Source organism: uncultured Alsobacter sp. (genome assembly GCF_945952055.1).
Classification (GTDB): Bacteria; Pseudomonadota; Alphaproteobacteria; order Rhizobiales; family Beijerinckiaceae; genus Alsobacter.
Genome location: NZ_CAMFHB010000047.1, coordinates 1 through 19,983, shown reverse-complemented (window position 1 = coordinate 19,983; position 19,983 = coordinate 1). Strand labels below are relative to the sequence as shown.

17 protein-coding genes are annotated in these 19,983 nt (G+C 69.5%); 9 read left to right on the top strand and 8 right to left on the bottom strand.

Annotation, left to right across the window (positions count from 1 at the left end; translation table 11 throughout):
* The first annotated feature begins 34 nt into the window (after nt 1-34).
* Nucleotides 35-1,375, top strand: coding sequence for a dihydroorotase (locus Q0Q47_RS25185; protein ID WP_293866669.1), 1,341 nt, complete (start codon nt 35-37; stop codon nt 1,373-1,375).
* A gap of 219 nt (nt 1,376-1,594) precedes the next feature.
* Here the strand turns inward: Q0Q47_RS25185 and Q0Q47_RS25180 are convergent, their stop codons facing one another.
* The 4 genes from Q0Q47_RS25180 to pdxH are packed head-to-tail and all read right to left on the bottom strand — an operon-like array spanning nt 1,595 to nt 4,000.
* Complete coding sequence (locus tag Q0Q47_RS25180) at nt 1,595-2,128, bottom strand: TIGR02301 family protein (RefSeq protein ID WP_293866666.1); 534 nt, start codon at nt 2,126-2,128, stop codon at nt 1,595-1,597.
* Nucleotides 2,125-2,625, bottom strand: a complete 501-nt coding sequence (locus Q0Q47_RS25175; RefSeq protein ID WP_293866663.1) for an NUDIX hydrolase — start codon at nt 2,623-2,625, stop codon at nt 2,125-2,127. Before Q0Q47_RS25175 ends, Q0Q47_RS25180 begins: the two co-directional genes overlap by 4 nt.
* Nucleotides 2,579-3,334: an SDR family NAD(P)-dependent oxidoreductase gene (locus tag Q0Q47_RS25170; RefSeq protein ID WP_293866660.1), complete on the bottom strand. Its 756-nt coding sequence runs from the start codon at nt 3,332-3,334 to the stop codon at nt 2,579-2,581. Before Q0Q47_RS25170 ends, Q0Q47_RS25175 begins: the two co-directional genes overlap by 47 nt.
* 51 nt (nt 3,335-3,385) lie before the next feature.
* Nucleotides 3,386-4,000: a pyridoxamine 5'-phosphate oxidase gene (pdxH, locus tag Q0Q47_RS25165; RefSeq protein ID WP_293866657.1), complete on the bottom strand. Its 615-nt coding sequence runs from the start codon at nt 3,998-4,000 to the stop codon at nt 3,386-3,388.
* A gap of 106 nt (nt 4,001-4,106) precedes the next feature.
* On the opposite strand from pdxH, the gene Q0Q47_RS25160 reads away from it, so the two are divergent.
* On the top strand, nt 4,107-4,559 hold the full coding sequence (locus tag Q0Q47_RS25160; RefSeq protein WP_293866654.1) for an RT0821/Lpp0805 family surface protein: 453 nt from the start codon (nt 4,107-4,109) through the stop codon (nt 4,557-4,559).
* A 143-nt stretch (nt 4,560-4,702) separates the two neighbouring features.
* Complete coding sequence (locus tag Q0Q47_RS25155) at nt 4,703-5,656, top strand: J domain-containing protein (protein ID WP_293866651.1); 954 nt, start codon at nt 4,703-4,705, stop codon at nt 5,654-5,656.
* Nucleotides 5,657-6,019: 363 nt separating this feature from the next.
* Here the strand turns inward: Q0Q47_RS25155 and Q0Q47_RS25150 are convergent, their stop codons facing one another.
* The 3 genes from Q0Q47_RS25150 to Q0Q47_RS25140 all read right to left on the bottom strand — a co-directional run bounded on the left by Q0Q47_RS25150 (nt 6,020) and on the right by Q0Q47_RS25140 (nt 9,475).
* Nucleotides 6,020-8,029, bottom strand: coding sequence for a potassium transporter Kup (locus Q0Q47_RS25150; protein WP_293866648.1), 2,010 nt, complete (start codon nt 8,027-8,029; stop codon nt 6,020-6,022).
* A 133-nt stretch (nt 8,030-8,162) separates the two neighbouring features.
* Nucleotides 8,163-8,972 carry an anti-sigma factor gene (locus tag Q0Q47_RS25145; protein WP_293866645.1) on the bottom strand — a complete coding sequence of 270 codons (810 nt, stop codon included), beginning with the start codon at nt 8,970-8,972 and terminating at the stop codon, nt 8,163-8,165.
* Entirely contained in the window at nt 8,969-9,475 is a 507-nt protein-coding gene (locus tag Q0Q47_RS25140) for an RNA polymerase sigma factor (protein ID WP_293866642.1), read from the bottom strand. The genes Q0Q47_RS25145 and Q0Q47_RS25140 overlap by 4 nt, the downstream gene beginning before the upstream one ends.
* Nucleotides 9,476-9,699: 224 nt before the next feature.
* Here Q0Q47_RS25140 and fabI point away from each other — a divergent pair, with 224 nt between their 5' ends.
* The 5 genes from fabI to ribB all read left to right on the top strand — a co-directional run bounded on the left by fabI (nt 9,700) and on the right by ribB (nt 17,934).
* Complete coding sequence (fabI, locus tag Q0Q47_RS25135; protein WP_293866639.1) at nt 9,700-10,530, top strand: enoyl-ACP reductase FabI; 831 nt, start codon at nt 9,700-9,702, stop codon at nt 10,528-10,530.
* Nucleotides 10,531-10,533: 3 nt separating this feature from the next.
* The gene (locus Q0Q47_RS25130; RefSeq protein WP_293866636.1) at nt 10,534-11,121 is read left to right on the top strand and encodes a histidine phosphatase family protein; all 588 of its coding nucleotides are present in this window, start codon (nt 10,534-10,536) and stop codon (nt 11,119-11,121) included.
* Between the two features lie 216 nt (nt 11,122-11,337).
* A complete protein-coding gene (locus tag Q0Q47_RS25125; protein ID WP_293866633.1) occupies nt 11,338-15,375 on the top strand; it encodes a Pls/PosA family non-ribosomal peptide synthetase in 4,038 nt (1,345 codons plus the stop codon).
* Nucleotides 15,376-15,453: 78 nt separating this feature from the next.
* Nucleotides 15,454-16,542, top strand: coding sequence for a chorismate synthase (gene aroC / locus Q0Q47_RS25120; protein WP_293866630.1), 1,089 nt, complete (start codon nt 15,454-15,456; stop codon nt 16,540-16,542).
* A gap of 108 nt (nt 16,543-16,650) precedes the next feature.
* A complete protein-coding gene (gene ribB, locus Q0Q47_RS25115; protein ID WP_293866627.1) occupies nt 16,651-17,934 on the top strand; it encodes a 3,4-dihydroxy-2-butanone-4-phosphate synthase in 1,284 nt (427 codons plus the stop codon).
* A 72-nt stretch (nt 17,935-18,006) separates the two neighbouring features.
* Here ribB and Q0Q47_RS25110 read toward each other — a convergent pair whose 3' ends face one another.
* Nucleotides 18,007-18,939, bottom strand: a complete 933-nt coding sequence (locus Q0Q47_RS25110) for a histone deacetylase family protein (RefSeq protein ID WP_293866624.1) — start codon at nt 18,937-18,939, stop codon at nt 18,007-18,009.
* Nucleotides 18,940-19,170: 231 nt separating this feature from the next.
* Between Q0Q47_RS25110 and Q0Q47_RS25105 the strand changes: the two genes are divergently transcribed.
* Nucleotides 19,171-19,758 (top strand): L,D-transpeptidase, encoded by a 588-nt coding sequence (locus Q0Q47_RS25105; RefSeq protein WP_293866621.1) that lies wholly within the window; start codon nt 19,171-19,173, stop codon nt 19,756-19,758.
* Nucleotides 19,759-19,983 lie beyond the last annotated feature (225 nt).

The following is a 19,983-nucleotide window of genomic DNA, read 5'->3' as shown; positions in this document are numbered from 1 at the left end:
CCTGCCGAAGACGCATCAAGATCCGGAGTTCCGCATGGCCGCGACCTACGACCTCGTCCTCGCCCGCGCCACCGTCGTGAACCAGGACGGCCGGCACGAGACCGACATCGGCATTCGCGACGGGCGCATCGCCGCGCTCGGCGACCTGTCGCAGGCCTCAGCCGGCCGCCGTGTCGACTGTTCGGGCCTGCACATCATGCCAGGCGTCATCGACAGCCAGGTGCATTTCCGCGAGCCCGGGCTCGACCACAAGGAAGACCTCGAGACCGGGTCGCTCGCCGCCGTCATGGGCGGCGTCACCGCTGTGTTCGAGATGCCCAACACCAAGCCCGAGACGACCACGCCGGAGGCGCTCGCCGACAAGGTGCGGCGTGGCCGGCACCGGATGCATTGCGACTTCGCCTTCTGGGTCGGCGGCACCCACGCCAACGCCGCGGAGGTGCGCGACCTGGAGCGCCTGCCGGGCGCGGCCGGCATCAAGGTGTTCATGGGCTCGTCGACCGGCAGCCTGCTGATCGAGGACGATCCCGGCATCGAGGCCGTCCTGAGTCGCACTCGTCGCCGGGCAGCCTTCCATTCGGAGGACGAGGAGATGCTGCGGGCCCGCAAGGACCTGCGCGTGCAAGGCGACCCGCGCTCCCATCCCGTCTGGCGTTCGCCGGAAGCGGCCATGCGCTGCACCGAGCGCCTCGTGGCGATCGCCCGCCGCACCGGCGCGCGCATCCACGTGCTGCACATCTCGACCGCGCAGGAGATGGACTTCCTCGCCGGCGCCAAGGACGTGGCCACCTGCGAGGCGACGCCGCACCACCTGACGCTGGTCGCGCCGGACTGCTACGAGCGCCTCGGCACGCTCGCCCAGATGAACCCGCCGGTGCGCGACGCCGCGCACCGCGCCGGAATCTGGAAGGGCCTCGAGCAGGGCATCGTCGACGTGCTCGGCTCCGACCACGCGCCGCACACCCTCGAGGAAAAGCGCAAGACGTACCCCGACAGCCCGTCGGGGATGACCGGCGTGCAGACGCTCGTCCCGATCATGCTCGACCACGTCAATGCCGGCCGCCTCACCCTGGAGCGGCTCGTGGACCTGACGAGCGCCGGACCGGCCCGGATCTTCGGCACGGCCCGCAAGGGCCGCATCGCGGTGGGCTACGACGCGGACCTGACGGTGGTCGACCTGAAGCGGCGCGAGACCATCACCAACGACTGGATCGCCTCCAAAAGCGCCTGGACGCCGTATGACGGGGTGGACGTCACCGGCTGGCCGGTGGGCACAATCGTCCGGGGCGCCATCGTCATGTGGGACGGCGAACTGGTGACGCCCTCGCGCGGCGAGCCGGTCGAGTTCGTGGAAACGCTCGCTCCGCGCGGGTGAGAGATGGTGCGTCCTTCGACACGCCGCCTGCGGCGGCCCAGAGCGTGTGAATCGTTTGCCAGAGGACTGTCAGTCCAGTTCGAACCGACCTCTCAGCCGTCCTCCCCGGGCCTGGCCCGGGGACCCACGACTTTGCCGGAGCCATGCTCAAGTCGTGGGTGGCCGGGCCAAGCCCGGCCATGACGCGGAGAGAGTGAGGCAAGCTGGACTGGCCAGGATTCAACCCCCGTAGCGGCTGGCCAGTTCGCGGGCGAGCTTGCTGCCTTCGTCGACGTAGCGGCCGATGATGGTCTCGGCGGCCGGGGTGCAGCGCAGGTAGCTCTGGGCGTATTCGCGGTAGCCCTTGTTGTAGGCGCCGGCGAGGCGTTCCTTGCGGCGGGCCGTGGCGGCTTCCGCGTCCATGAGCTGGCCCATGCGCTGGCGCCATTCGTTCTCGTCCTGGGCGCCGCACAGCGGGCGCAGGAAGGCGAGCGCGCCCATGATCTCGGACAGGCGCAGGAGCTGCGGCTCGTAGGGCGGCGGCGGGGCCTCCGGCTGCTCCACGGCGGCGTCCTTCTTCGCGGCGTCGGCCGTGGGCGGGGTCGCGGGCTTGGCCACCGGGCGGGGGCGGCGGGGCTGCTGCACCGGCGCGGGCGGGGGAGGCGGCGGCGCGGGGCGCTGCTGCCAGGGCCAGTAGAACTGGGCCAGCGCCTCGTCGGGGGCGGTCGCCACGAGCGCGACGAGACACAGGAGGAGGGCGGCCGCGCGCCTCATGGCCGGCGCTCCCGCCAGACCGCGTGGGCGCGCGCGACGATGCCGGCCAGACCCGGCGTGGTCTTCAGGCCGGCGAGCTCGTCGAGGGCGACGAAGCGAACCTCCGAGGCCTCCGGCCCGGTGGTCGGTTCGCCCTCCAGCCAGGTGCCCGAAAACGCGTTGACGACGAAATGGCGGCGCACGGCGCCGGCCTCGTCGCGCTCGATCACCTCGACATGGCCGGCGAAGCCGAGAATGCGGGCGCGCACGCCGACCTCCTCGTCCAGCTCGCGCAGGGCGGCCTGCTCCAGGGTCTCGCCGATCTCGACGACGCCGCCGGGCAGCGAGAAGACGTCCGGGCCCGGGGGCTTCGTCCGCGCGGCCACGAGGACGCGCCCGTCGTCGCGGAACACGGCGACGCTCGCCGCCAGGATCGGGCGGGGCGGGTAGAGCCGCGTGTCGGCCTGCGGCTCAGACGTGCTGGCCGCCGTTGATGTGGATCTCGGCCCCGTGGACATAGCTCGACTGGTCGGTGCACAGGAAATAGATCGCCTTGGCCACTTCCTCGGGCGTTCCGAGGCGGCGCATCGGGATCTGGGCCACGATCTTGTCCGTTCCCGGGGAGAGGATCGAGGTGTCGATCTCGCCGGGGGAGATGGCGTTCACCCGGATGCCGAGGGGGCCGAAGTCGGCGGCCATCTCGCGGGTGAGGCCCATCAGGGCCGCCTTCGACGTGGCGTAGGCCGCGCCGGCGAAGGGATGCACGCGCGAGCCGGCGATCGACGTCACGTTGACGACGGAGCCCTTCGCCTTCTCCAGCTCGGCCCGCAGGCCGCGGGCGAGCATGACGGGGGCGAAGAAGTTCACCTGGAACACCTTCTGCCAGTCGGCGATGGCGGTCTCGATGGTTCCCAGCCGCGCGCCGCCGGGGCCCTTGGGCGAGATGCCGGCATTGTTCACCAGCGCGTCGAGGCGGCCGTTCTCGAGGCGGCTGCGGATTTCCGCGATCGCCTCCTCGGTGTTGGCCGGATCGGCGAGGTCCACCTGGATGTGGTCCTCGGGTCCCATCTCCCAGGGGCAGTTCTCGGGAAACGCATGGCGCGAGCAGGTGATCACGCGCCAGCCGGCGGCCGAGAATCGCTTCACGGTGGCGTGCCCGATGCCGCGGCTTGCGCCGGTCAGCAGCATGGCGCGGCGAGACTCGTTGGAAGGGGCACTGTTGGGCATGGCGCGATCTGCTCAGGTCCGGCGCCGCGCGTCAAGCACGCGGCGGAAAGGTCAGGGGTAAAGGCGCTGGCGGTTCCAGTCGCCCTCCGGCGCCGGCCTGCGGAACACGACACGGTCGTGCAGTCGGAACAGGCCGTTCTGCCAGAATTCCATGTAGACGGGCCTGATGCGGAAGCCCGTCCAATGGGGCGGACGGGGCACCTCGCCCACGGCGAACCGGGCCGCGTGGTAGGCGACGGCCTTCTCCAGCGCGAAGCGGCTTTCCAGCGGGCGCGACTGCTGGCTCGCCCAGGCGCCGATCCGGCTGTCGCGGGCCCGGCTGGCGAAATAGGCGTCGGCCTCCGCGTCGGTGACCCGTTCCACCGGGCCGCGCACGCGGACCTGCCGCTGCAGGCTCTTCCAGTGGAACACGACGGCAGCCTTGGGGTTGCCGGCGAGCTCCGTGCCCTTGGCCGATTCCGTGTTGGTGTAGAAGACGAAGCCGGCCGGATCGGCGCCCTTGAGGAGCACCATCCGGACGTCGGGCAGCCCGTCTGCGTCCACCGTCGCCAGCGCCATCGCGTTGGGATCGTTGACTTCGGATTTCGCCGCTTCGGCGAACCACGTGTCGAAGAGGGCAAAGGGGTCGTCGGACGCCGTGAAGTCACCAGCCATTAACGTTTCCATCGGCTAAATCATGGCGGTTGCGCCCGCGAAGACGGGCGCTGCGTACAGCCACGAACAGGGTCGAAGCCGTTATATGGGACAAGCCGCTGCTGAAGGAAGGCGTCCGGTGTCGTCCGGTCGTGGTTTGCGGATCGGCGCTGCGGCCGGCGCGGTGCTTGCCGCCGGGGTCCTGTCGGCGGGATGCTCCATCAATCTGCCTCTCGGACCCTTCTCCGAACCCGAACTGACGACCGGGTCGATCGTCCAGACCGTCGTCCTGTCCGAGGCCGCGACGGGCGAGGATCTCGTCATCGCCGGCGGAGCGCTCGACCAGGCGCTCGATCCCGTGCGCAAGGGCGCCGTGCGCTGGTCCAATCCCTCCACCGGCAACCAGGGCAGCTTCCTGGCCGAGGGCGACGCCTATGTCCGCGACGACCAGGTGTGCCGCTCGTTCCGCGCCGCCATCGTCGTCCAGCAGAAGCCGGACGACCTGCGCGGCGTCGCCTGCCGGGCGGGTGCGGGCTCCTGGTCGCTCCACAAGGTCAAGTCGATCAAGGACGAGCCGCCGCGCCGCATCTGAAGCGCGGCTTCGTCGACACACCGTTGCGGTTCGGCAACAGGCTCCCCATATGCGTGTCCGACAGAAGGCCGCGGGGTCTCGTCTGACGATGGCGCATGCTGGGCGCCATGGCACACTGCCTGCGGCAGAAGAGGTGTGAATCGATGCGCGATCCGTATGTCGTCCTCGGTGTCGGACGCTCGGCGACGGAAGCCGACATCAAGAAGGCGTTCCGCCGCCTGGCCAAAGCCCACCATCCCGACCGCAACCCCACCGATCCGAAGGCGCGCGACACGTTCGCCGAGATCAACAACGCCTACGAGATCCTGGGCGATGCCGACAAGCGTAAGAAGTTCGACGCCGGCGAGATCGACGCGGAGGGCAAGCCGCGCTTCACCGGCTTCGAGGGCTTCGGGGCGGGCGGGCCGCGCGGCGGCGGGGCCGGGGCCGGCTTCGAGAACTTCCACTTTGGCTTCGACCAGGGTGGGGGCGGCTTTCGCTCGGCCCGCGGTGGTCCTGGCGGGTTCGATGCCTCCGACATCTTCTCCGACCTGTTCTCGGGCGGCCGCGGCGGGCCGCGCAAGCCGCGTGGCGGGGCAGACGTGAAGATCGAGGCGACCATCACCCTGGCCGAGGCGGTCAAGGGCACGTCGCTGCGCGTCACGCTGCCGAGCGGCCGCGACGTGGAGGTGAAGATCCCGGCCGGCATCGCCGAGGGCCAGACCGTGCGCCTCAAGGGGCAGGGCCATCCGAGCCCCGCGCCGGGCGGCCCGCCGGGCGACGTGCTGGTGAGCGTGCACGTGCGCCCCGATCGCCGCTTCGCGGTGGAAGGCAACGACATCCGCCTGCGCCTGCCCATCCGGCTCGACGAGGCCGTGCTCGGCGCCAAGGTGCGGGCGCCCACCCTCGAGGGCGCGGTGGAACTCACGATTCCGGCGAACTCGTCGAGCGGCCGCACGCTGCGCCTGCGCGGCAAGGGCCTGCCCTCGGGCGACACCCGGGGCGACCTGCTCGTGACGCTGGAGATCGTCCTGCCGCCTCAGGCCAGCGACGAGTTGAAGGCGCTGATGGAGCGCTGGAGCGAGACGCTCGACTTCGACCCGCGCAAGGATTTCTGACCGGGGCTGTCGGAGCGGTTCTGTGTCCTGCGACACGGCCGCTTCGCGGCTTGCTCAGGATGAGGAAGATCGTTGTTTTTCAACGACAACGGTCCTCATTCTGAGAGCATGAACCGACCGCCGATGCGTTGCTGAATCTGACTTCTCCAGCGCGCCACCACCTTTCCGCCGTCCTGCCCGGGCTTGGCCCGGGCATCCACGACTTTGCCGGGGCCATCCGCAAGTCGTGGGTGGCCGGGCCAAGCCCGGCCATGACGCGGAGAGGGAGGTGCTCGCTGGACGACCGAAAGAGTCACGCGCTCTGAGCAGTCTCGCCGGCGGCGCGTCGAAGGACGCCGGGAACGAGCCGACCGTCGACCTGGTCTACACCGTCACCTGCGTGCCCACTTCCACCACGCGGCCGGTGGGGATCTGGAAGAAGTCCGTGGCGTCGCTGGCGTTGCGGGCGAGCGCGATGAACAGCTTGTCCTGCCACAAAGGCATGCCCGACTGGGCGGCCGGCTTGATGGAGCGGCGGGACACGAAGAAGGACGTCGACATGATGTCGAAGGTCCAGCCGAGCTTGCGCGCGATGGCGAGGCCGCGCGGCACGTTCGGGCTCTCCATGTAGCCGAACTTCATCTTCACCCGGGAGAAGTGCTCGCTGACGGGCTGGATGGTGATCCGCTCCTCCTCGCGCACGCGCGGCGTGTCGGCCGTGGCGACGGTGAGGATGACGTTCTTCTCGTGCAGGATCTTGTTGTGCTTGAGATTGTGGAGGAGGGCGGTCGGCGCGTAGTCCGGGTCGCTGGTGAGGAACACCGCGGTGCCCTGCACACGGTGCGGCGGTTTCTTTTCGAGGTTGCGCACGAGCATGTCGAGCGGCACCTCGGAGCGGCGCGTCTTGTCCGCGAGGATGCGCGTCCCTTTCCGCCAGGTCATCATCAGCAGGATCAGGAACGAGGCGAAGAGCAGCGGTGCCCAGGCGCCGTCGAATAGCTTCAGAAGGTTCGAAGCCAGGAAGGTCGCGTCGATCAGCAGGAAGGGAAGCACGAGCGCGGCGGCGGCGGCCGGCTTCCAGTTCCACAGGCGCCAGATGATGATGAAGGCCAGCGACGCGTCGACGACCATCGTGGTGGTGACGGCGATGCCGTAGGCCGAGGCCAGTGCGCCCGAGGAGCGGAACAGCACCACCAGGATCAGGACGCCGATCAGCAGCAACGTATTGATTCGCGGGATGTAGATCTGCCCGGAATGGGTCTCGGACGTGAACCGGATCTCGATGCGGGGCAGGAGGCCGAGCTGGACAGCCTGGCGCGTCAGCGAGAAGGCGCCGGTGATGACCGCCTGGCTGGCGATGACGGTCGCCGCGGTCGCCATGGCGACGACCGGGATGAGGGCCCAGTCGGGATAGAGCTGGAAGAACGGGCTGTCGATGTGGTCGGGGTGCGAGAGAATGAGCGCGCCCTGCCCGAAATAGTTGATCACGAGCGACGGCAGCACGAGCCCGAGCCAGGCGATCTGGATGGGACGGCGGCCGAAATGGCCAAGGTCGGCATAGAGCGCCTCGCCGCCGGTGACCGCCAGGAAGACGGCGCCCAGCGTCACCAGCCCGATCATCTTGTGCTCGATGACGAAGGCGATGCCATGGACGGGGTTGAGGGCGAGCACGACGCCGGGGTCGTCGCTTACATGCATCAGGCCGCCGACGGCCAGCAGCAGGAACCACGCCGCCATGACCGGGCCGAAGAAGGCCGCGACCTTGGCCGTGCCGCGGCTCTGCACCGCGAACAGCAGCACGAGGATGCACACGGTCACGGGCACCACATAGTGCTCGAATCCGGGCGCCACGAGCTTCAGGCCTTCCACCGCCGACAGGACGGAGATCGCCGGCGTGATGACGCTGTCGCCGTAGAACATCGAGGCGCCGATGATGCCGCCCGCCACGATGTAGACGCGGCCGCGGCCCAGGACCCGCTGCGCCAGCGCCATCAGGGACAGCGTGCCGCCCTCGCCGTTGTTGTCAGCGCGCAGAAGGATGAGGACGTATTTGACCGTGACGACGAGCAGGAGCGACCACACGATCAGCGACAGGACGCCCAGAACCGTCTCGCGCGGCACCGCCTGAACCGTCGCGCCGGTCGTGTTGTGAGCCCCGACGGCGGCGATCAGCGCCTCGCGGAAGGCGTAGAGGGGGCTCGTCCCGATGTCGCCATAGACGACGCCGATGCTGCCCAGCGTGAGGGCGAAGAGATTGCCGTTGCCATGCCCATGCCCGTGATCCGGCGAGGCCGGGGCAGGCGGCGGGGACGCAGGGTCCGCGGCAGGGGGAACCGTCTTGCCGGCTGCGGCGGGCGCGTCGGTGCTGGACGGAAGGGACTCGGGTTGGGCCATGGACTCTGCCGGATGACTGACGCGGACCGGTCTTCCGCGCGCGGCTTATATCACCACATTGTGCGGCGCACATCAGCCTCTCTGCAGGCTTGACCTGAGCGCAGGGCAATGCCGCGCCCGGTCAGCGCGTCCCTCAACCCGCCCGGTCGGCGTGCCGTTCCATCGCTTCGAACACCCGCCGCGACACCCGCAGCAGCTTTTCGCGATCCAGCGGGCCCGACACGGCGAACCCGATCTGGTCGTCGAACCAGTAGGCCGTGCTCAGCCCCTTGCCCTCGGAGATTCGGAAGGCGCTGTCGCGGGCGCCCGTCATGCGGCTGCACACGATCGTGATCCGCTCGCCGCTGGCCGATTCGTACATGAACATGGCCGCCGCGCCCGGGGCGTTCGACAGGAGGCGCCCGCCGACCAGCTTCAGGCCCTCGCCGGCGAGGTCGGGCAGGGTGATCGGGTAGGACAGCCGCTTGGACAGCCACTGGACGAGGTGACCCTCCTCGCTGGCGCTGACTTCCACCGGGTGGCGGACCTCCGGGGCGAACACGCGATGCGTGTCGGCGGCCAGCACGACGAGGCGCGTCGACAGGTCGGGCCCGGCCTGCGGGCCGCCCATGACACCGTACTGGACCAGGGCCAGGAGGGCCGCGCCGACGAGACCGCCGGCCACGAACGCGATGCTGGCCGCCATCGGCACGCGGGCGTCCTGCCACCCCATTCCCGGCAGCGCCCTCGACAGCCGCTTGGGATCGAGGCGGGCCGGCACGGTTTCGGCCATCACCGGGGCGAAGGCGCGCTTGAGCGCATCGTTCTGCTCGCGCCACGCCTTGGCCTCGGCCGCCGCGTCCGCGTCGTCGGCCAGGAGGCGTTCCACCTCGGCCCGGCGCTGCGCGTCCAGTTCGCCGTCGACGAAGGCGTGAATCTCGGTGGGATCGAGCGGGCTGGTCATTTGATCACCCGCAGATGGGGCGGGCTGCCCGGATCCCCCGCATTCAGCCGGTCGCGCAGGATCGAGCGCGCCCTGAACAGGCGCGACATCACCGTCCCCACCGGAATGGAAAGCGCCTCCGCGCACTCGTCGTAGCTCAGCCCCTCGACACCCACGAGCACGATGACCTCGCGGTGTTCGGCGCTCAACGCGTCCAAAGCACGCAGAATGTCGCTCGATTCCCCGGAGGTGGCCGGGATGGCGTGGCCGTCGTCGGCCTCCTCCAGCTCGGCGTGGGGCGCCTTGCGGGCCAGGCCGCGAAGCCGGTTCCTGTTCAGGTTGGCCAGAATCGTGAACAGCCACACGCGAAGATTGGTGCCGGCCCAGCGGGCTTCCGCCCGCAGCGCACGCACCAGCGTGTCCTGGACCAGGTCGTCCGCGGTCTCGCGGTCCCGCGTCAGCGCTCGCGCAAAACGGCGCAATCGCGGTATTTCATCGGTCAGCTGTCCCCGAAGATCGGGCATCCACCGTGGTCCATCGACGCGCACAAACCGGGGGTCGACCCCCCGGAACTCTCGCCTCACAGTAAGACCTTCGCCGCGCATGTGCCATCCCTTCGCGGTGCAGAACACCGCCCGGGCCGGCGTATTCCATGCAACGAAAGGAGGGCGGGCGCTTCCAAGCCCCTTCGGCTTCCGCTAAAGGAGTGCCGAATGCTTTGCCCCACGCCCAACGCCCGGCGGTTCCAATGACCGATCCCACATCTCCCGTCTCGACCCTGCTCGCCGGCAAGCGCGGGCTCGTGATGGGAGTGGCCAACAACCGTTCCATCGCCTGGGGCATCGCGCGCGCCGCGCGGTCCCACGGGGCCGAACTCGCCTTCACGTTCCAGGGGGAGGCGCTCGAAAAGCGGGTGCGCCCGCTCGCCGCGGAGATGGGGGCGGCCGTCGTCGGGCACTGCGACGTCACCGACCCGGCCTCGATCGACGCGGTGTTCGCCGAGGTCGACCGCCTGTGGGGCGGCCTCGACTTCATCGTCCATTGCATCGCCTTCTCGGACAAGGACGAGCTCACCGGGCGCTACATCGACACCACCGAGCAGAACTTCATCCGCTCCCTGCAGATCTCCTGCTACTCGTTCACGGCCGTCGCGCAGCGTGCCGAGAAGCTGATGAAGAACGGCGGGTCGATGCTGACCCTGACCTACTACGGCGCCGAGAAGTGGATGCCCCACTACAACGTCATGGGCGTGGCCAAGGCCGCGCTCGAGGCGTCGGTGCGCTACCTGGCGGCCGATCTCGGCCCGCAGAACATCCGCGTCAACGCGATCTCGGCCGGGCCGATCAAGACGCTCGCGGCGTCGGGCATCGGCGATTTCCGCTACATCCTGCGCTGGAACGAATACAACGCCCCGCTGCGCCGGACCGTGACGATCGAGGAGGTCGGCGACAGCGCCGTCTACCTCCTGTCCGACATGGGCCGGGGAACGACGGGCGAGATCCTGCACGTGGATGCCGGCTACCACGTCGTCGGCATGAAGAACCCCGACGCCCCCGATCTCACGCTCGACAAGGGCTGACGGGTGAGGGCGAGGCCGCGTCTGTACTTCATCCGGCATGGCGAGACCGACTGGAACGCCGAAGGCCGGCTGCAGGGCCAGCACGACATCCCGATCAACGAGAAGGGACGCGTCCAGGCCGGCGAGGCCGGGCGCCGGCTCGCCGCGCTCAGGCCGGACCTGGGCGCCTTACCCTGGCTGGTGAGCCCCATGGGGCGCACCCGCGAGACCGCGGAACTCGGCCGCGGCGCCGTCGGCCTCGACCCGGCCGGCTACACGGTGGACGAGCGGCTCAAGGAAATCTCCTTCGGGCTGTGGGAAGGCTACACCTGGAAAGAAGTGCGCAAGGCCGAGCCGGCCATGGCGCGCCTGCGCGAGCAGGACAAATGGAACTTCGTCCCGCCCGACGGCGAAAGCTACGGCATGCTGATGGAGCGGGTCAGGCCGTGGCTCGATTCGCTCACCGAGGAGACCGTGGCGGTCTCCCACGGCGGCGTCGCCCGCGCCGTCATGCGCCTGGTGACCGGGATGTCGGCCGCGGAAGCGGCCTCGGCCGACATCTGGCAGGGCAAGGTGCTCGTTTTCGAGGCGGGCGCCTACCGCTGGGTCTGACCCCGCGTGTCGATTTTCCTCCGCCGTTCAGGATCGTTCATTCTCGGTTCAGTCTGAAACCCCGATAACCTGTGCAAGGCGCGAGTTGACGCGTCTGCCGCCCTGCAACGGCGGCAAGGGGGATCGGGGAGCAGCCAGAACGCTGAGCCGGATCGCGGGACCCGCGGCAAGCGGGTCCGTGGTCGGTCGCGTGCCTGGCCGCGGCGGAGACTGAGCATGAACACGCTTGACGCCACGACGGCCAAACAGGGCATCCTCCATGGCCCGTCTCTTCCGGATCTGATCCGGGACGAGGTTCTCGCCGACATCTTCGACGCGACCGTCCACCGACGCCCCGATCATCCCGCCATCGTCTGCGCCGGCGAGACCCTGACCTACCGTCAGGTGGCCGAGCGGGCCGACGCCATCGCCGCCGGGCTCTCCGCCCGCGGGATCGGCCCCGGCGACGTGGTGGGCCTGTGGATGCGCCGTGGCGCGGACCTGCTCGTGGCCCAGATCGCCATCACCAAGTCGGGCGCCGCCTGGCTGCCCTTCGACGCCGACGCCCCGGTCGAGCGCATCGCGACCTGCCTGACGGATGCGGCGGCCAAAGGCCTGCTCACCTCCGCCGACCTCGCCCCGAGGGCCTCCGCGCACGGGATCGTGGCGTTGGTCCCGGCCGAGATCGCGGTGGCCGGCGCCGCCGTCGACGCCCGCGGCCTCGGCCTGACGCCGGATCATCCGGCCTACCTGATCTACACCTCCGGCTCGACCGGCATGCCCAAGGGCATCGTCATCAGCCATCGCAACATCTGCCACTATCTGCGCTCGGGGAATGCCCTCTACGGGCTCGACGAGACCGACGTGATGTTCCAGAGCGCCTCGGTGGCGTTCGATCTCTCCATGGAAGAGATCTGGATCCCCTACCTCGTCGGCGCGACCCTGTGGGTCGCGACGCCCGAGGTGCTGGCCGAGACCGAGACGCTCGCCGACGTCATGGCCGGCGCCGGCATCACCGCCGTCGACACGGTGCCGACGCTGCTGTCGATGTTCACCCGCGACGTGCCCAGCCTCCGCCTCATCCTGCTCGGCGGCGAGGCGCTGCAGCCGTCCGTGGTGCAGCGCTGGTCGAAGCCCGGCCGGCGCATCTTCAACACCTACGGGCCGACCGAGGCGACCGTCGTGGCTACCGCCTGCGAGGTCGTGCGCGGCGAGCCCGTCACCATTGGCGGTCCGATCCCGAACTACACCTGCTACGTGGTGGGCGAGGACCTCTCGCTGCTCGCCCCGGGCCAGCAGGGCGAGCTGCTGATCGGTGGCCCCGGCGTCGCCTCGGGCTACCTCAAGCGCCCCGAGCTGACGGCCGAGAAGTTCATTCCCAACCCGTTCGCGACGGACGGAATCGATCCGGTCCTGTACCGCTCGGGCGACGCCGTGAGCCTCGATGCCGACGGGCGCATCGTCTTCCACGGCCGTATCGACGACCAGGTGAAGATCCGCGGCTTCCGCGTCGAGCTGGGCGAAATCGAGGTGCGCCTCGACGCGCTTCCGGGCGTCGCGCAGGCGGCGGTCGTGCTGCGGCAGGACGACGGCATTGACCGCCTCGTGGCCTTCGTGGTGCCCGAGGTTGGGTCCGGCGTGGACCGGATGCAGCTCCGCCTGTCGCTCGCCGAGCAGCTTCCCTCCTACATGGTGCCGTCCCGCTTCGAGCTGCTCGAGGCCGTTCCGCGGCTCGTCTCCGGCAAGATCGACCGCAAGACCTTGAAGGCCATGCCGCTCGCCACCGGTGCCGACCGCGGCGAGGAGCAGGAGGCGCCGCAGACGCCGACCGAGGCGCTGCTGCTCGCCGCCGCGCAGCGGGTGTTTCCGGGCCAGGCCCTGCCGTTCGACGCCGACTTCTTCACCGATCTCGGCGGCCACTCGCTGATCGCCGCCCGCTACATCTCGGCGGTTCGCGAGACCCCGGCGCTCGCGGGCATTACCCTTCAGGACGTCTATGCGGGTCGCTCGCTGCGCGCCATGGCCGCGGCGCTGGACGCGCGCGCCCCGGCCGGCGGGCACGCCGAGCCGCAGGACCTTTCGTTCGCGCCGCCTTCGCTGCGCCGCCGGTTCCTGTGCGGCCTGGCCCAGGCCGCGGCGATGCCCTTCATCCTGGCGCTGATGACGGCCCAGTGGCTGGGCGTCTTCGTCACCTACATGCTGCTGGGTGGCGAGGAGACCACGGTGCTCGCCGGCATCCTGATGCTGCTCGGCGTCTACATGGGCATCAACGTCGCCACGGTGGTCATCGCCATCGCCGGCAAGTGGCTCATCCTCGGCCGCACGAAGCCCGGCCGTTATCCGCTCTGGGGCGCCTACTACTACCGCTGGTGGCTGGTGCAGCGCCTGCTCAGCCTGACCCACATGAAGTGGTTCCAGGGCACCCCGGTCATGCGGGGCTACCTGCGGGCGCTCGGCGCCAAGGTCGGAGCCGACGCGATCGTCTGCGAAATCGAGTCGGGCGCCCTCGACCTCGTCACCATCGGCGCGGGAGCCTCGATCGGCGGCAAGGTCGTGCTGTGCACGGCGGACGTGATCGGCAACGAGCTCGTCATCGGGCCGGTCGAGATCGGCGCGGGCGCCTATGTGGGCACCTCCTGCGTGATCGGCCAGGGCGCCGTGATCGGGCGCGGGGCCGAACTGGCCGACCTTACCTCGGTGGGCGAGGACGTCCGCGTCGGAGCCTGGGAGATGTGGGACGGTTCGCCCGGCCGCCGCGTCGGCGAGGTCGATCGCGACGAGCTTCCGGTTCCCCCGCTGGCCAGCCGTACGCGCCGCACCCTGCAGACGGCCGCCTACGTCGCCGCGCTGCTCGCTCTGCCGCCGGTGAGCCTGCTGCCGATCTTCCCGGCCTTCTATCTCTTCGACCGGATCGATGACCTCGTGTCCCGCTTCGTGGAGACGAGCTACTTGAACTACCTGCCGCTCCTCGCCTGGCCGACGGCCATGGCCATGATCGCGGTCACCGTGTTCCTGATCGCCGCCGTGCGCTGGACCGTCCTGCCGCGGGTTCGGGCGGGCACCTACTCGGTCCACAGCTGGTTCTACGTCCGCAAGTGGATCGTGGCGCTCGCCACGGAGGTGACGCTGGAGACGCTGTCGTCGCTCTACGCCACCGTCTACATGCGTCACTGGTACCGGCTGATGGGGGCCAAGATCGGCAGGGGCTCGGAGATCTCCTCCAACCTGTCGGGCCGCTACGACCTTACCGAGATCGGCGACAAGTGCTTCATCGCCGACGAGGTGGTGCTGGGCGACGAGGACATCCGCAACGGCTGGATGACGCTGGCTCCGGTGAAGACGGGCTCGCGTGTGTTCGTCGGCAACGACGGCGTCGTTCCTCCCGGCGCGTCCATCCCGGACGGCGTGCTCATCGGCATCAAGTCGAAGCCGCCGGCCAACGAGGAGATGGCCGCGGGCGACACCTGGTTCGGCAGCCCGCCGATCAAGCTGCCGACCCGCCAGAAGGTCGACGGGATCGCCGCCTCCTGGACCTTCGAGCCCTCGCGCGCCGCGCGCATCGGCCGCGCCGTGTTCGAAGCCTTCAACCTGTCGCTGCCGACCATGCTCTTCATCACCTTCGGCACGCTCGCGGTGGAAGTGTTCCTGCCCTCCGTCGTCGAGCAGCACTGGGGCACCTTCGCGCTCCTCTTCGTGGCTGCCTCGGTGGTGATCCCGGTCGTGATGACCCTCGTCGTGGCCGCGGTGAAGTGGACCCTGATGGGCCGCTACGTTCCCACCATGAAGCCCATGTGGTCGTGGTGGGCCCTGCGCACGGAAGCCGTCGCCGTCATGTACTGGGGCCTCGCCGGCAAGGTCCTGCTGGACCACCTGCGCGGCACCCCGATGCTGCCCTGGGCCCTGCGCCTGTTCGGCGTGAAGATCGGCAAGGGCGTGTGGCTCAACATGACCGACCTCACCGAGTTCGACTGCGTGAACATCGGCGACTACGTGGCCATGAACGAGATGTCCTCGCTGCAGACGCACCTCTACGAAGACCGCGTCATGAAGGTCGGCCGGGTCAACGTGGGCAAGGGCGTCACCATCGCCGCCGGCTCCACGGTGCTCTACGACACCCAAGTCGGCGACTTCGCCCGCCTCGGTCCGCTGACGCTGGTCATGAAGGGCGAGGGCCTGCCCGCCAACTCCGCCTGGGTCGGTGCCCCTGCCGTGCCCCAGTCCGCCGTGCCGCGCCACAGCGCGCCGGTCCTGAAGCTGGTCCGAGACGCCGCATGAGGTTGCAAATGCCGCGGTGGGTTTGACCTGCCGCGGCCTTTGCCCCTATGAGCGAGCCTTCCGCCGGGACCGCTCGCCATGTCGCACAACACCTTCGGCCACCTTTTCCGCGTCACGACCTTCGGCGAGAGCCACGGGCCGGCGCTGGGCTGCGTCGTGGACGGCTGCCCGCCGCGGATCCCGCTGACGGAGGCCGACATCCAGGCCGAGCTCGACCGGCGCCGGCCCGGGCAGTCCCGGTTCACCACCCAGCGCCGCGAGCCCGACCAGGTGAAGATCCTGTCGGGTGTGTTCGAGGACGACCGCACAGGCGGCCCGGTCACGACGGGGACGCCCATCGCGCTGCTGATCGAGAACGTCGACCAGCGCTCCAAGGACTACGGCGAGATCCGCGACAAGTACCGGCCCGGCCACGCCGACTTCACCTATGACGCGAAGTACGGCGTGCGCGACTACCGGGGCGGCGGGCGCTCCTCGGCGCGCGAGACGGCGGCGCGGGTGGCGGCCGGCGCCATCGCCCGCAAGGTCGTCCCGGGCCTCACGGTTCGTGGCGCGCTGGTGCAGATGGGGCCGCACAAGATCGACCGCAGCCGCTGGAACTGGAACGAGATCGCCAACAATCCCTTCTTCTGCCCCGACGCTGAGGCGGCCGCCTTCTACGAGACCTACCTCGACGAGATCCGGAAGTCGGGGTCCTCGGTCGGCGCCGTGATCGAGGTGGTCGCCGAGAACGTGCCCGTGGGGCTCGGCGCGCCGGTCTACGGCAAGCTCGACGCGGACCTCGCCGCGGCCCTGATGAGCATTAACGCGGTGAAGGGGGTCGAGATCGGCGCGGGCTTCGCGTCGGCCGAACTCACCGGCGAGGACAATGCGGACGAGATCCGCGCCGGCAACGACGGGGCGCCCGTGTTCCTGTCGAACAACGCCGGCGGTATCCTGGGCGGCATCTCGACCGGCCAGCCGGTGGTGGCCCGTTTCGCCGTGAAGCCCACATCGTCGATCCTCACGCCGCGCCGCAGCGTCGACCGGGAAGGCCACGATGTCGACGTCATGACCAAGGGCCGCCACGATCCCTGCGTCGGCATCCGCGCCGTGCCGGTGGGCGAGGCGATGGTGGCCTGCGTGATCGCGGACCACTTCCTGCGGCACCGGGCGCAGGTGGGCTGAGCGCAGGGGGGCTGAGCAATCAGCCTGTGCGTTTCAGCAAGCGCGAACCGACGGTGACGCAAGCATTTCAGTTTGACTGAAATGGCCGGTTTCTCCTAAGTTCGTCCCATGAAACTGGCGGACTGGCTCAAGCGGGAAGGCATCGCGCGCATCGATTTCGCGCGCCGCGTCGGCCTGTCGCCCGCTTCCGTGACGGCGCTCTGCAACAACGATGCAGCCTGGATGTCGCGCGACGTCGCCGAGACGATCGCGCGTGTCACGGCCGGGGCCGTCACCCCCAACGACTTCATCGGCCTGGCCGCGCCGGAGGATCACACCGTGCAGAAATCCGTCACCGAAGCCATCGACGCCCTCAAGCGCGGCGAGATCGTGATCGTCACCGACGACGACGACCGCGAGAACGAGGGAGACCTGATCTGCGCGGCCTCCCTGTGCACGCCCGAGAAGATGGCCTTCATCGTGCGCCACTCCTGCGGGATCGTCTGCGCCCCCGTGACGGCGTCCGATGCGCGGCGGCTCCACCTGAACCCGATGGTCGCCGCCAACGATGCGCCGCTGGGGACCGCGTTCACCGTGTCTGTCGACGTGAAGCATGGGCTGACCACGGGCATCTCGGCCGAGCAGCGCTCCAACACCGTGCGCGCCCTGGCCAACGGCAACATGGGCGCCTCCGACTTCGTGCGGCCCGGGCACGTGTTCCCGCTGATCGCGCGTGACGGGGGCGTGCTGATGCGCTCCGGGCACACCGAGGCGGCCGTGGACCTGTGCAAGCTCGCGGGATTGCCGCCCGTGGGCGTGATCTGCGAGATGGCCAACGACGACGGCACGGTCATGAAGGGCCAGCAGATCGTCGAGTTCGCGGAGAAGCACGGGCTGCAGCGCATCTCCGTCGCCGACCTCATCGCCTTCCGCCAGGCGCGCGAGAAGCTCGTCGAGCGCGTGGCCACGTTTCCGGTCAAGACCGAGGACGGCGAACTCACCGGCTACGCGTTCCGCACGCCCTTCGACACGGTGCAGCACTTCGCCTTCGTCCATGGCGGCATCGGCGATGGCCGGGGCGTGCTCACGCGCCTGCACCGGGCGGACGTCATCGCCGACACGCTGGGTGGCGGCGTCACCATCCAGGCTTCGCTCGCGCGCTTCCGCAAGGCCGGCCGCGGCGTGCTCGTCTACCTGCGCGACGGCACCGCCGGTGTGCCGGTGAAGAGCCACGATGAATCGAGCTCCGAGAGCCAGCGGCAGGCCCAGTGGCGGGAGATCGGCCTCGGCGCGCAGATCCTGCGCGACCTCGGCGTGACGTCCATCGTCAACCTGTCGAGCTCGGCGCGCTCCTATGTGGGCCTCGCGGGCTTCGGCATCGAGATCGCCGGGACGGAGCCGCTGGAGGGGTAAGGAGCGCGCCTCGACTCGGCCGCTTCGCGGCCGGCTCAGGATGAGGAGGTTGGGGCGTGACGAGAGGGCGGGCTATCCGCCCCGCATCAGCGTCATGACGTGGGCGGCGACGGAGCGGGCGAGGCCCTCGAGGTCGTAGCCGCCTTCCATCAGCGACACGACCCGGCCCTCGCAGGATTTGTCGGCGATGTCCATGAGCTGTGCCGTCGCCCAGCCGAAATCGGCCTCGACGAGATTGAGGTTGGCGAGCGGGTCGCGCACATGGGCGTCGAAGCCGGCGGAGATGATGATCAGGTCGGGGCGGAAGGCCTCGACCCGGGGCAGGATGCCCACCTCGAACGCCTCCCGGAACTCGGCGCCGCCGTCGCCCGCGCGCAGCGGCACGTTGACGATGGTGTTGTGCTCGCCGGTCTCGCTGGCCGCGCCGGTGCCGGGGTAGAGCGGCATCTCGTGGGTCGAGCAGTAGAGCACGCTGGGATCGCTCCAGAAGATGTCCTGCGTGCCGTTTCCGTGATGCACATCCCAGTCGATGATCGCGACTCGCTCGGCGCCGTGCACCTTTTGCGCGTGGCGTGCCGCGACGGCGGCGTTGTTGAAGAAGCAGAAGCCCATGGCCGTCGCGCGCTCGGCGTGGTGGCCGGGCGGGCGCGCCGCCGAGAAGGCGTTGGCGACCTTCTTCGTCATCACTTCATCGACAGCGAGGACCGCGCCGCCGGCCGCGCGCTGCGCCGCCTCGAGGGTCCCTGGAGACATGGCCGTGTCGGCATCGATCTGCAGCAGGCCCTCGGCGGGCGAGGCCTCCTCGATCGAGCGGATGTAGCTTTCCGGGTGGGCGAGCGACAGCGTCTTGAGCGTCGCGACAGGTGAAGCTTCGCGCGCAAGCGGCTGGAACCGCTCGTGTTCCAGGATCCTTTCGACGACTCGGATCCGGTCGGGGCGCTCGGGGTGGCCAGCGGGCGTCAGGTGGCGGACGAAGCAGGGATGCGAAATGTAGAGAGTGCTCACGGCGTCTCCGGGACCCATTCGATGGCGTTCGTTGCGCATAGTGTCCGTCATGCACGCCCCCGCGTCCATCGAACAATCTACGGCTTTCCAGGGTTGATCTGGGTCATGGCGGCCGTCATAACGGCGCCGTGCAGACCCACTTCGCTTTTCGGATGCGAAGACGTTAGCCCAACATTAACCATACTGCGGCTTGATTGTTGCCGCTTCAATCGCACGAGGAATTTTGGCGGCATGACAATCCGGACGCGACTCGCCCTTGTGACGTTGGCCCTGCTGGTCGGCGGCTGCCGTTACGAGCCGGTTCCGGAGCCCTCGCTGAGCTCGAAGGACAGCGAGTACATGGCCCTGGTGCCCACCTACCAGGTGCACCTGCCGTTCGAGCGCTACCGCATCGAGGATCCGACCGGCGAGGCGCCGGGCACCGTGGTCGTCGATACGCGCAACAAGTTCCTCTATCTCGTGCTGCCCGGGAAGAAGGCCATCCGCTACGGCGTCGCCGTGGGCGACGAAGCCTATGGCTGGTCTGGCACCGCCACCGTCCAGCGCAAGGCCGAGTGGCCCGACTGGCAGCCGCCGGCGGAGATGATCAAGCGCTGGCCGCACGTCCATTTCACCAAGGGCGGTCCGGACAATCCTCTGGGCGCGCGCGCGCTGTACCTCTACCAGAACGGCCGCGACACGCTGTACCGCATCCACGGCACCAACGAGCCCGAGACCATCGGCCGCGCGGTGTCGTCGGGCTGCATCCGGATGCGCAACGTCGACGTGATCGACCTCTACAACCGCGTCCCGGCCGGCTCGAAGGTGATTGTGCTCTGAGGCCTTTCGCGTCCGCGTTTCCGGCAGCCTGCCTCTGACAAAACAACGTTCCTCACCCTGAGAGTTGTGGAGTTGCGGCGTTGCATCTGGCTTCTCCAGCGCGCCACCACCTCTCCGTCGTCCTGCCCGGGCCTGGCCCGGGCATCCACGACTTTGCCGGGGCCGTGCCGAATTCGTGGGTGGCCGGGCCAAGTGTACAGACCGGAGACATGGTGAACACTCGTT